This is a genomic window from Vreelandella boliviensis LC1 (assembly GCF_000236035.1).
Classification (GTDB): Bacteria; Pseudomonadota; Gammaproteobacteria; order Pseudomonadales; family Halomonadaceae; genus Vreelandella; species Vreelandella boliviensis.
The window spans coordinates 1,253,046-1,263,540 of sequence record NZ_JH393257.1 but is presented as its reverse complement, the minus strand read 5'-3'; the positions used below and the strand labels follow the sequence as shown (position 1 = coordinate 1,263,540).

The window sequence follows — 10,495 nt, the reverse complement described above, 5'->3', positions numbered from 1 at the left end:
CCCCCCCCTGCCACTAAGTTGTCGTTAAATCAGGTGCCATTAAACCCAGCGGCCGTTAACGCCGCTGACGGTCTACTACGTTGAGTGCTTTAAGCAGATTAAGCGCCTCGCTGAGTTGGTAATCATTGAGTAGCCGCTCGGTCATTTCCTGGCGATCCCGAGGCGCCTGCTGAGCGCTTAGGTGGCCCTCAAGGTCGGCTTCGCGAATTTCACGACGGCTCTCCGCCACTTCTAAACGGCCGCGCACTACGTCCACATCGGGTTCAATGCCTTGGGCCTGAATGGAGCGCCCGTTGGGGGTGTAGTAGAGCGCCGTGGTGAGCTTGAGTCCTTCGCCATTGCCTAGCGGCATAATCTGCTGCACTGACCCCTTGCCAAAACTAGCGGTACCCATAATCACGCCGCGCCGCTGATCCTGGAGCGCACCGGCGACAATTTCCGCCGCTGAAGCACTGCCACCATTGATCAACACGACCAGCGGGACATCGCCAGCGGGCGTTGTGGGTGAGGCAGAGAACGACATCGCGGTATCCGAGAGGCGCCCCTCTGTATACACAATTAGCCCTTCATCCAGAAACAGGTCGGCAATGCCGACGGCGGCTTGCAGAACCCCTCCGGGGTTATTACGTAAATCGAGTATCAACCCTTCTAGTGGCGGGGGGGGAGCCATGCGCTCAAGCGCCTCGCGGGCCTGTTCCGTTGTGCGCGACTGGAACTGGCTGACGCGCAGGTAGCCGTAACCAGGTTCAAGCTGCTCGTGTTTCACGCTTTCACTGCGAATAATTTCGCGGGTTAGGATAAATTCCCGCGGCGAGTCTTCACCTGAACGCAGAATGCTGATACGCAGCTCGGTGTCCGGCTCGCCGCGCATTAGGGTAACCGCTTCTTGCAGGGACATGCTGTCGGTGGGGGTGCCGTCGATGGCGACGATAATATCGCGAGAAAGCAGCCCAGCGCGGGAAGCTGGGGTGTCATCGATAGGCGTAATCACCATGAGCTGACCATTCTCTGTGCCCACTTCGATGCCGATGCCGCCAAATTCGCCCTGAGTCGACTCTCGCAGGCTTTGGTACTCCTCCTCATCCAAGTAGGCGGAGTGGGGGTCCAGCTCACTCAGCATGCCGCGCATAGCGTTACGTAGCAGCGTGCTGTCATCGACCTCCTCAACGTAGGCACGCTTAATGCGCTCAAACACCTCGGCGAAGGTCTGAATATCTTCCAGAGGTAGCTGGTCGAAAGGTGGCTCACCCGCCGCACTACTACTGGCTGGTTGGGCGAATAGTGGTAGCGGGGCCGACAATAAGGCAATCGGCAGCAGGGTAGCCAAGAAGCGCTTGGCGGGGGCTAATACCCCGGTAACAGATAGCGTCATGCAGACTCCGCAGGGCGATAGGTAGCGTCGTGGCGCGCCACCCTGTCGTTGAAAATGTTAGTTAAAAACGTATAGGTAAAAATGTGTGGTCGAACATTGTGACATCAATAGTCATGCAGCTTATCCCGTCAGCGCCGCGCAATCCAACGCTGCGGATTAATTGGTTCACCGCCGCGGCGAACTTCGAAGTAGAGCGCCGCGCGGGTTTGACCACCACTATCACCTACACGACCAATCTCATCACCGCGGCTGACCTGCTGACCAGGCCTGACGCTGAACTGCTGCAGGTGGGCGTGCAGCGTCATAATTTGGTCGCCGTGGTCGATAATCAGCAAGTTACCAAACCCCCGCATCCAGTCGGCAAATACCACCCGGCCAGTGTGTACTGCAGTGACCGGGGTGCCTGCGCTGGCTTGAATCACAATACCGTTATAGTGCACGCCGTCGCGATGGTGGAAATTGCTACTGATTGAGCCCTGTACCGGCCAAGGTAAGTCGCCTTGAGTACTGACAATATGCGTAGTGGGCGTGGGTTCGGCAAGTCTTGCCATCTCCGCCTGAATATTGCGCAGCACGCGTTCGGCCTCTTCGCGGCTCTGATTGAGGTCGGCCAGCCGCTCCTCCTCACTGCCGTAGCGGTCATCTAGGTTGGCAACGACGCCGCGCCGTTCAGTGGTGCGTTGGGCCAGCAGCGCGCTTTGCTCTTCTAACTCATCGGCCAACCTATCGAGGCGGGCCTGTCGCTCGCTTAGCTCATTCTGGGTATCGGCGAGCGCCGTTTCAAGGCGGGCGATAGCATTTAAGCGGCGATTGCGTGCTTCGGTCAGCCGGTTCATATACGCCTGCATACGATCAAGTTCGGCAGGATCGCCCTGATTAAGAAGAAGTTTAAGCTGCGGCGTTGGGCCAAGGCGGTAAAGCGCTGAGAGCTGCTGCCCCAGCGCTGTATACTGATCGGCGCGTTCACTCTCCAATCGGTCACGATGCTGGCGTAGCTGGGTAGTTTCATCATTCAACTGGCGGCGCTCAGCTTGTAGCGTGTCTAAGCGCTGATGAGTCTCGGCAAGCTTGGTTTCGACTTCCTTGAGCTCGCGTTCGGCGCTATCGCGGGCCTCGCCAGTGGCGCTAAGACGTTGGGCAACAGACTCGATCTCTTGGCCAATCGAATCCAACTGCTGGCGCGCCGCCCCTTCATCCTGCTGAGCGAAGCCTGCTGGCGCATAACTTAACGCCAGCAGAAGTGACAGTGCTAAATGCGGCCGCATGGGCACTACTTGTAATGAATCAGTGGCTTACCGGTCATCGCCTCGGGCTGTTCCTGGTCCATCATGGTCAGCAGCGTGGGAGCCAGGTCGCATAACTTGCCCTCTTTTAGTGAGGCCATGCGTTCGCCAACGTAAATAAGTGGCACCACAAAGGTGGTGTGAGCGGTTTGCGGTGCGCCTGTTTCGGGATGCACCATCTGTTCGGCATTACCGTGGTCGGCGGTAATTAAGCAGGCGCCGCCTGCACGCTCAATTGCTTCAACGACACGACCTACGCAGGTATCGACGGTCTCAATGGCTTTTACAGCCGCATTGAAATCGCCGGTGTGGCCGACCATGTCACCGTTGGCGTAGTTGCAAACGATCAGATCAAAGCTGCCGCCATCGATGGCGTCGACAAGCTTGTCGGTAATCTCAAACGCGCTCATTTCGGGCTTTTCGTCGTAAGTGCGCACATCGCGCGGTGAGGGCACTAAGATGCGCTCTTCGCCGTCATATTCGGCTTCATTGCCGCCTGAAAAGAAGAAGGTGACGTGGGGGTACTTCTCGGTTTCGGCAATACGCAGTTGTTTCAAGCCGCGCTTGGCGACTACTTCCCCGAGGGTGTCATTAAGATCCGACGGAGGAAACGCAGCAGGCGCAGGAATGTCAGCGGCGTACTGGGTCATCATCACCAGCCCTTTACCCGCAAGCTTAGGACATGCCTGCCGCTCGAAGGCTTTGAAATCCGGCTCGGTAAAAGCGCGGGTTAACTCACGGGCGCGGTCAGAGCGGAAGTTAAGGAAAATCGCGGCGTCGCCACTCTGTAGGGTGATAGGGTCTTCGCCAAGCGGTATGCTGCTAGCCGCCACAAACTCATCGGTTTCACCGCGCTGGTAGGCGTCACGGAGCGCGGTTTCAGCGCTAGAGGCGTAGTACTCCGCGTGACCATCGGTGAGTAGCCGGTAGGCTTGCTCAACGCGCTCCCAGCGGTTGTCGCGATCCATGGCGTAGAAGCGACCAATGATCGAGGCAACAAAGCCATTATCAGCGCCCACCAGCTCGGCCAGGCGAGCATTGGCGCGCTCTATCGAGGCCAGGGCGCTTTGCGGTGGCATATCGCGGCCATCCAGAAAAGCGTGAATAAAAATACGCTGTGCGCCACGGCGGGCGGCCAGTTCGGCCATGGCAATAAAATGCTCTTCATGGCTGTGCACGCCGCCGGGGGAGAGCAGGCCAATTAAATGTACCGGGCGACCGTTGGCGACGGCTTCGTCAATCGGCTGGGTAAGGTTGGTATTAACATCCAGGTCACCGTCTTCAATCGCCTTGCTGATGCGGGTGAAATCCTGATAAACGATACGACCGGCACCAATATTCATATGCCCGACTTCAGAGTTACCCATCTGGCCGTCGGGGAGCCCCACGTTAAGGCCATCGGTGTGAACGAAGGCATGAGGACGGCTTTCCCAAAGTATATCCATCGTCGGCGTGTGGGCAGCGGCGACGGCATTATGGTCACTATCGGGGTTGTGGCCGTAGCCGTCGAGAATAATCAGCGCCACTGGGCGCGGGGTGCGAGAAGTATCCATATAAACCTCGTTAAGATTGGCAAGCCGGGCGAGTCGATAATTCGGGGTCGCGACAGGCGCACGCTTGGGGCATCATAACGCAGGCAACTGCCAGGCGTCATGATTTAGGAGCCTGTCCGGCTTAACACTGATCTACTGCGAATCCCGGTATTTTGGCCATCTTTAGTCGATCAATTTCGTTAAATAGCGCGCTATTCGCCTCAATCGATCGATAAATTTGGCTCAAAATCCGTGCTTCTCGCGACGATCGGCCAAGCCGGACAGCCTCCTGACCTGCGCGGGAAGCTATCTGACGTGTATACTTGTCGCGTTTTGGCAGCGGTTAGGCCGCTTTTTTCTGCATAGACCAAGAGATTGTGTTCGCGATGATCGATCAGGTGTTCGAATTCGTACAGAACCACCCCCTGCTGGTTGGGGCATTTTTGCTGGTGCTGATAGCGTGGATTATTTATGAAACGCGCAGTGCCTCGACTAATGCACTGACCGCCACAGAGGCCACTCAGCTTATCAACCGCGAAGACGCGGTGGTGCTGGATATCCGTGAAAACAAAGACTTCAAAGCCGGGCATATCGCGGGGGCGCGCAACATTCCGCAAAGCAACCTCGATAGCCGCATGACCGAACTGGATAAAGTGAAAGCCCAGCCGATCATCGTGGTATGCAAGCACGGCCAGAGTTCGGGTGCTGCCCAGGCCAAGCTCGCCAAAGCAGGCTTTGAGCGTGCTTACAAGTTGAGAGGCGGTATGGCGCAGTGGCAAGGCGATGGCCTTCCGGTGGTTAAAAAGTAAGCAACGCTACCTTTAGATTTAATCAACAATCAGGAGTTTTCTCATGGCGGAAGATAACAACACCCCGCAGGCGGGTGCCGCGGCAGACGAAAAACCGCAGCTTAAATTTTCGCTGCAGCGTATTTATGTGAAAGATATTTCGTTTGAAGCGCCCAACTCACCTTCGGTGTTCAAGCAGGCGTTTAAACCTAAGGTGAACCTGGATCTGAATACCACCAGCACTAAAATTGCTGATGACCAGTATGAAGTGGTGGTCAAGGTGACTGCCCAGGTGAACGACAACGAAACCGGTACCACCTCTTTCCTGGCTGAAGTTGAGCAGGCGGGCCTGTTCCGTATCGCGGGTATTGAAGGGGCGCAGTTGGATCAAACCCTGGGTGCCTTCTGCCCTAACCTGCTGTTCCCCTACGCCCGCGAGTGCGTGGATAACCTGGTCAACCGTGGTGGTTTCCCGCCGCTGATGCTGGCGCCGGTTAACTTCGAAGCCATGTACGCCCAGCGTAAGCAGCGTGAAGCCAAGCAAGCAGAAGAGAACACCCACTAAGCGATGTCAGAAGCCATACAAGCATCGCCAGCTGCTGATTGGTACGCCCAGCAAGGCAAAATGCCACGTCTCTATGTGCCTGCTGCTTTCGTAGCAGGCAGTGTCGTCGCATTGCCTGACGGTGCCGCGCGGCATATCACTCGCGTGTTGCGCATGGGTAAAGGCGCGCCGCTGGTGCTATTTGACGGCCAAGGCCTCGAGGCGGGGGTGCGCTTGGCGGAAGTTAGCCGCAAGCAGACGCTAGCGCGAGTCGAAGCAGTATGGTCGGGCAGTGGTGAATCGCCGCTGTCCGTCCATCTAGGCCAAGCCATCTCTAAAGGCGACCGAATGGATTATGCCATTCAGAAGGCCGTCGAGCTGGGCGTTGCGGCGATTACCCCGCTGTATACCGAGCGGGGTGACGTGCGTTTGAAAGGCGACCGGGAAGAGAAAAAGCTGGCCCACTGGCAGGCAGTTGCTGCCAGTGCCTGCGAGCAGAGCGGCCGTGCGGTAGTGCCTCAAGTGCACGCACCTATGCCGCTATCAACATGGCTTGAAGAGCGCCAGGAGCCGCTGCGCCTGATGCTGCATCTAGCGACTGGCAATGCGTTTGATCGTCAAGACCGACCGGTGTCGGTGGCGCTGCTCATTGGCCCAGAAGGCGGCTTGAGCGATAGTGATATTGCCGCTGCCCAAAGCGCTGACTTTACGCCGCTGACACTCGGCCCTCGGGTGCTGCGTACAGAGACGGCACCTGTGGTGGCACTGTCACTGCTGCAGCACTACTTTGGAGATTTGTAAGTATTTGCGAAAGTGCTTGCGTAAGTACTTACTTCTGATAAGAGCCTTTTATTAATTACGGCAGCAAATTTTTTCACTCCCACCCTACCGTACTTTGCCTGATCTCTCTTAGGCACCATAATGTTTATCTATTTTTCTTGAAGGACGACACCCATGGTGCGTGAGTCTCACTCCTCCCCGCGTTCCGCTAGCGATGCGACTGCCCAGTTGGGTGAAGTGGCGTACCTGACGGTCACGGCGGTTAATAATATCGGCGCGTTTTTGCAATGGGGGCAGCCGAAAGATGTGTTGCTGCCCTTTAGCGAGCAGCATTTTCGTCCTGATGCTGGAAAGCGTGTATTGGTGATGCTGTATAGCGATGACCAGGGGCGGCCAGTGGCGTCGATGAAGCTGGATCGCTTTCTGACCGATGACGCCTGGGCGTTAGAAAAAGGCGACGAAGTTGCCGTGGTGGTGGCAGATCGCACGGATCTAGGCATGAAGGTGGTAGTCAATCATCGCTACTGGGGGCTTATTTACCAGGATGACGTTACCCAACCATTGCGCCGAGGCCAATCCGTTAAGGGCTATGTTAAGCAGCGTCGTGAAGATGGGCGGCTGAATATCTCGCTGCTACCGCCTGGCGCCGCTCGCTTAGATGTGGTGGGCGATAAGATCATGCAGGCGCTGCGGGAAAGCGGTGGTTATCTGGCGCTGGGCGATAAAAGCCCTGCGCATGAAGTTAAAGCCCGCTTAGGGGTGAGTAAAAGTGCGTATAAACAAGCTATTGGACGGCTTTATAAGCAGCAGTTGATCACCCTTGAACCCGATGCTATTCGCATAGTGCCCGGCGCGCTTAGCGAGTAGTTAGCGGGGGCAGTTGGAGCCGGGCGAGCAGTGCGGCATACTGGGCATCTATTGTTCATGTTTGGATAGTGCCCCCGATGAGCCAATCAAATCTGCATCTCGGCGTTGTGATGGATCCCATCAGCGACATCGCTTACAAGAAAGACACCACCATGGCCATGCTATGGGCTGCCCAGGAGCGTGGTTATACCCTGCACTACATGGAGCAGGAAGATCTTTTCTTGAATGCAGGGCAAGCCTACGCGCGTATGCGGCCGCTAAAGGTGCATCGTGATCCAAATCACTGGTACGACCTAGGCGAACCTTCCGCGCGTCCGCTAGTAGAGCTGGATGTGGTGTTGATGCGCAAAGACCCGCCGGTCGATGCTGAGTTTACTAACGCAGTGCACCTGCTGGGCTTTGCTGAGCGTGAAGGCGTGCTGATCGTTAATCCGACGGCAGCGCTTTTGCAGTGTAATGAAAAGCTGTTTGCCCAGCAGTTTCCCCAGTGCTGCGCGCCTACGATCGTCGCCAGTCGTGATGATGTGCTGCGCGCCTTCCATGCGGAACACGGCGATGTGATCTTTAAGCCCCTAGATGGCATGGGGGGCACCGGTATTTTTCATATTGGCCCAGAAGGTCGCAATATCGGTGCGGTGATTGAGCAGCTTTCGCTGCGTGGCCAGCGACAAATCATGGCCCAACGTTACCTGCCGGAGATTAAGGATGGCGACACGCGCATTCTGTTGATCGATGGTGAGCCCGTTCCCTTTGGCCTGGCGCGGATACCCTCAGCGGGCGAGACCCGTGGTAATTTAGCTGCCGGTGGGCGAGGCGTTAGTCGCGAACTTACCGAGCGTGATCACTGGCTAATTCAGCAGGTACAGCCAATGATTCGTGATAAAGGCTTAATGTTTGTCGGTCTGGATGTGATCGGTGACTATATTACTGAAATCAACGTTACCAGCCCCACCTGCGTGCGTGAAATTGATGATCAGCGGGGCACCAATATTGCCGGTTTACTGCTGGATGCCATTGAGCGCCGCTTAGCCTAAGCAAGGCTTCACTCTTATAATTACACTCATTACGCTATGCCTGCTGGTATGCCAGTAGGCAGTGGGAGACGCATGCAAAGTTTGAAACATCACTTTCTAATGGCCATGCCACATTTAGAAGACCCTAATTTTGCCGGTAGTCTTATCTATCTTTGCGATCACGATAACAACGGCTGTATGGGGGTGATTACTAACCGACCGTTAGAGATCACGCTTGAGGCACTTTTTGATCAGCTGGAATTAGGCGGTGAAACAAGTCCGCACCGTAATGCGCCGGTTTATTACGGCGGGCCGATGCATAAAGACCGTGGCTTCATTCTGCATGTTGGCGATAGCCAACAGTGGGACTCGAGTATCCAGGTGGAAGATGGGATTGCTCTTACCACCTCGTTGGATATTCTTCAGGCTTTTGCTGCTGGGGAGGGGCCAGAGCACTTTTTAGTTTGCTTAGGCTGTGCGGGCTGGGAAGTTGGGCAACTGGAAGAAGAGCTGAAAGAGAACAGCTGGCTAACGGTAGAAGCTCAGAGCAGCGTGCTATTTAATACCCCGCCCGTTGAGCGCTTAACCGCGGCGGCTGGTTTATTAGGCGTCGACCTTAACTTAATGACCCGAGATGCGGGGCATGCCTGATGGCAGGGGCGGGGCAGCGGTTAATCCTGGCGTTTGACTATGGCACCCGGCGTATCGGTGTGGCGGTGGGCAACGAGCTACTGCGCAGCGCTCGAGAGCTCACTCCGCTGACTGCGCGGGATGGGATCCCCGATTGGAGTGTCGTGTCACGGCTACTTAACGAGTGGCAGCCGGATCTGTTAGTGGTGGGGTTACCACTGAATATGGATGGTAGCGAGTCAGATATGAGCACTCGCGCGCGCAAATTTGGTAATCGTCTGCATGGCCGTTTTGGCAAGCCATGTGAAATGGTCGACGAGCGCGGTACCACGCGGGAGGCGAAAATGATCGCTCGCGAGGCAGGTCATAAAGGCAATTACCGTCAGGATAGTGTCGATGGCATTGCGGCTATTCTTATTCTTGAGGGCTGGTTTGCCCACCAGGAAGGCCTGCCTGGCGGGCGTCTTTCGCTATAACCGCTATCTTAAAATGCCAGCCCTTAAACTCTTGAGCTTTACTGATCCAGCGTGCCTGTTTGGGTTGGTACGTACCAGCGAACAGGGCGTAGATCTTGCTCGATCAGTTTATCGACGTTTAGCAGCGTCGCAAAAATCGCCATTCGCATGGGAATACCGTTATCGGTTTGGCGGAAAATCGCCAAGCGCGGGTCGCCATTAAGGTCTACGTTCAAATCATTGGCGCCTGGGCGACTATCCCTGGGCAGCGGGTGCATCACAATCGTGCTTTGGCTGCAGCGGTGGTCGAGAAAATCACGATTGACCATAAAATCGTCAGAGAGTCCCTGAAAGCTCTCATTCATCTCGTCGGTAAAGCGCTCTTTTTGAATGCGCGTGGTGTACACCACATCTAAATCTGCAAAGTCGCTGGCCAGTGAGTCGCGCTGCTCAATGCGGTGACCGCGCGATGCGACTAAGTCAATCAGTTTGGAAGGCATCTCAAGTCCATGCGGTGATACCAGCGTAATGCGCAGTGGGTCATAGAGTGATAAGAGCTTAATCAGTGAATGCACGGTACGGCCATACTTCAAATCGCCGGTGAGCAGAATATGTGCACCGCTAAGCGATTTGCCCAGACGCTGAAACTCCTTATCAATGGTATAAAGATCAAGTAGCGCTTGGCTGGGGTGCTCCCCTGGGCCGTCACCGCCATTAATCACCGGCACATTCGTCGCTGCGGCAAACTCAGCCACCGAGCCCTGGTCGGGGTGACGCATTACAATGGCATCGCAGTAGCCACTCATCACACGGCTTGTGTCGTATAGTGATTCTCCCTTCGCCATGGAAGAAAAGGTAAAACCAGTGGTGTCACATACACTGCCCCCTAAACGGCAAAAAGCAGCGTTGAAACTTACCCGTGTTCGTGTGCTGGCTTCAAAAAACAGATTGCCTAGTACCGCCCCTTGCAATACACGTGTCACTTGGCGTCGCTGAGCAATCGGCTCCATGCGTGCAGCGACACGCAATAAGTGGTCAACGTTGTCGCGGTTTAAAGAGTCGACGGTTAGCAGGTGATGGCTCATAGCGGGTCTCGGCAAAGTGGTTGAAAGGGTGGTAGCTAGTGCTAGTGTAACCGCCAATGCGGGTAGTGCCGAAGGGGTTTAAACGACTAATAGAAGATAGATAGCAGCTTTTCTCCACTCATTTTGAAAGTTATTTCACAACAGGT

11 protein-coding genes are annotated in these 10,495 nt (G+C 55.7%); 7 read left to right on the top strand and 4 right to left on the bottom strand.

The window, feature by feature from the left end; translation table 11 throughout:
- Positions 1 to 55 precede the first annotated feature (55 nt).
- From KUC_RS05570 to gpmI, 3 genes are all read right to left on the bottom strand, one after another.
- Positions 56 to 1,372 (bottom strand): S41 family peptidase, encoded by a 1,317-nt coding sequence (locus KUC_RS05570; RefSeq protein WP_007112156.1) that lies wholly within the window; start codon positions 1,370 to 1,372, stop codon positions 56 to 58.
- Between the two features lie 128 nt (positions 1,373 to 1,500).
- Positions 1,501 to 2,637: a murein hydrolase activator EnvC family protein gene (locus KUC_RS05565; RefSeq protein WP_007112155.1), complete on the bottom strand. Its 1,137-nt coding sequence runs from the start codon at positions 2,635 to 2,637 to the stop codon at positions 1,501 to 1,503.
- A 5-nt stretch (positions 2,638 to 2,642) separates the two neighbouring features.
- The gene (gene gpmI, locus KUC_RS05560) at positions 2,643 to 4,208 is read right to left on the bottom strand and encodes a 2,3-bisphosphoglycerate-independent phosphoglycerate mutase (RefSeq protein WP_040479618.1); all 1,566 of its coding nucleotides are present in this window, start codon (positions 4,206 to 4,208) and stop codon (positions 2,643 to 2,645) included.
- A gap of 365 nt (positions 4,209 to 4,573) precedes the next feature.
- Here gpmI and KUC_RS05555 point away from each other — a divergent pair, with 365 nt between their 5' ends.
- From KUC_RS05555 to ruvX, 7 genes are all read left to right on the top strand, one after another.
- A complete protein-coding gene (locus KUC_RS05555; protein ID WP_040479615.1) occupies positions 4,574 to 4,996 on the top strand; it encodes a rhodanese-like domain-containing protein in 423 nt (140 codons plus the stop codon).
- 43 nt (positions 4,997 to 5,039) lie between these two features.
- On the top strand, positions 5,040 to 5,540 hold the full coding sequence (secB, locus tag KUC_RS05550) for a protein-export chaperone SecB (protein WP_007112152.1): 501 nt from the start codon (positions 5,040 to 5,042) through the stop codon (positions 5,538 to 5,540).
- Positions 5,541 to 5,543: 3 nt separating this feature from the next.
- Positions 5,544 to 6,320: a 16S rRNA (uracil(1498)-N(3))-methyltransferase gene (locus KUC_RS05545; RefSeq protein ID WP_007112151.1), complete on the top strand. Its 777-nt coding sequence runs from the start codon at positions 5,544 to 5,546 to the stop codon at positions 6,318 to 6,320.
- 153 nt (positions 6,321 to 6,473) lie between these two features.
- The gene (locus KUC_RS05540) at positions 6,474 to 7,166 is read left to right on the top strand and encodes a CvfB family protein (RefSeq protein WP_007112150.1); all 693 of its coding nucleotides are present in this window, start codon (positions 6,474 to 6,476) and stop codon (positions 7,164 to 7,166) included.
- A 77-nt stretch (positions 7,167 to 7,243) separates the two neighbouring features.
- Positions 7,244 to 8,200: a glutathione synthase gene (gshB, locus tag KUC_RS05535; RefSeq protein ID WP_007112149.1), complete on the top strand. Its 957-nt coding sequence runs from the start codon at positions 7,244 to 7,246 to the stop codon at positions 8,198 to 8,200.
- A gap of 72 nt (positions 8,201 to 8,272) precedes the next feature.
- Positions 8,273 to 8,830 carry a YqgE/AlgH family protein gene (locus KUC_RS05530; RefSeq protein ID WP_007112148.1) on the top strand — a complete coding sequence of 186 codons (558 nt, stop codon included), beginning with the start codon at positions 8,273 to 8,275 and terminating at the stop codon, positions 8,828 to 8,830.
- Positions 8,830 to 9,285: a Holliday junction resolvase RuvX gene (ruvX, locus tag KUC_RS05525; RefSeq protein ID WP_007112147.1), complete on the top strand. Its 456-nt coding sequence runs from the start codon at positions 8,830 to 8,832 to the stop codon at positions 9,283 to 9,285. Before KUC_RS05530 ends, ruvX begins: the two co-directional genes overlap by 1 nt.
- A gap of 38 nt (positions 9,286 to 9,323) precedes the next feature.
- On the opposite strand, the gene pyrB is transcribed toward ruvX, so the two are convergent.
- Positions 9,324 to 10,349, bottom strand: a complete 1,026-nt coding sequence (gene pyrB, locus KUC_RS05520) for an aspartate carbamoyltransferase (RefSeq protein WP_007112146.1) — start codon at positions 10,347 to 10,349, stop codon at positions 9,324 to 9,326.
- Positions 10,350 to 10,495: the final 146 nt, after the last annotated feature.

Excerpts from the sequence above, each read along its gene's own strand:
- KUC_RS05565 (WP_007112155.1), bottom strand. The coding sequence starts at position 2,637 with ATGCGGCCGCATTTAGCACTGTCACTTCTGCTGGCGTTAAGTTATGCG.
- pyrB (WP_007112146.1), bottom strand. The coding sequence starts at position 10,349 with ATGAGCCATCACCTGCTAACCGTCGACTCTTTAAACCGCGACAACGTT.
- KUC_RS05540 (WP_007112150.1), top strand. The coding sequence starts at position 6,474 with ATGGTGCGTGAGTCTCACTCCTCCCCGCGTTCCGCTAGCGATGCGACT.
- KUC_RS05570 (WP_007112156.1), bottom strand. The coding sequence starts at position 1,372 with ATGACGCTATCTGTTACCGGGGTATTAGCCCCCGCCAAGCGCTTCTTG.
- gshB (WP_007112149.1), top strand. The coding sequence starts at position 7,244 with ATGAGCCAATCAAATCTGCATCTCGGCGTTGTGATGGATCCCATCAGC.
- ruvX (WP_007112147.1), top strand. The coding sequence starts at position 8,830 with ATGGCAGGGGCGGGGCAGCGGTTAATCCTGGCGTTTGACTATGGCACC.
- KUC_RS05555 (WP_040479615.1), top strand. The coding sequence starts at position 4,574 with ATGATCGATCAGGTGTTCGAATTCGTACAGAACCACCCCCTGCTGGTT.
- gpmI (WP_040479618.1), bottom strand. The coding sequence starts at position 4,208 with ATGGATACTTCTCGCACCCCGCGCCCAGTGGCGCTGATTATTCTCGAC.
- secB (WP_007112152.1), top strand. The coding sequence starts at position 5,040 with ATGGCGGAAGATAACAACACCCCGCAGGCGGGTGCCGCGGCAGACGAA.
- KUC_RS05545 (WP_007112151.1), top strand. The coding sequence starts at position 5,544 with ATGTCAGAAGCCATACAAGCATCGCCAGCTGCTGATTGGTACGCCCAG.
- KUC_RS05530 (WP_007112148.1), top strand. The coding sequence starts at position 8,273 with ATGCAAAGTTTGAAACATCACTTTCTAATGGCCATGCCACATTTAGAA.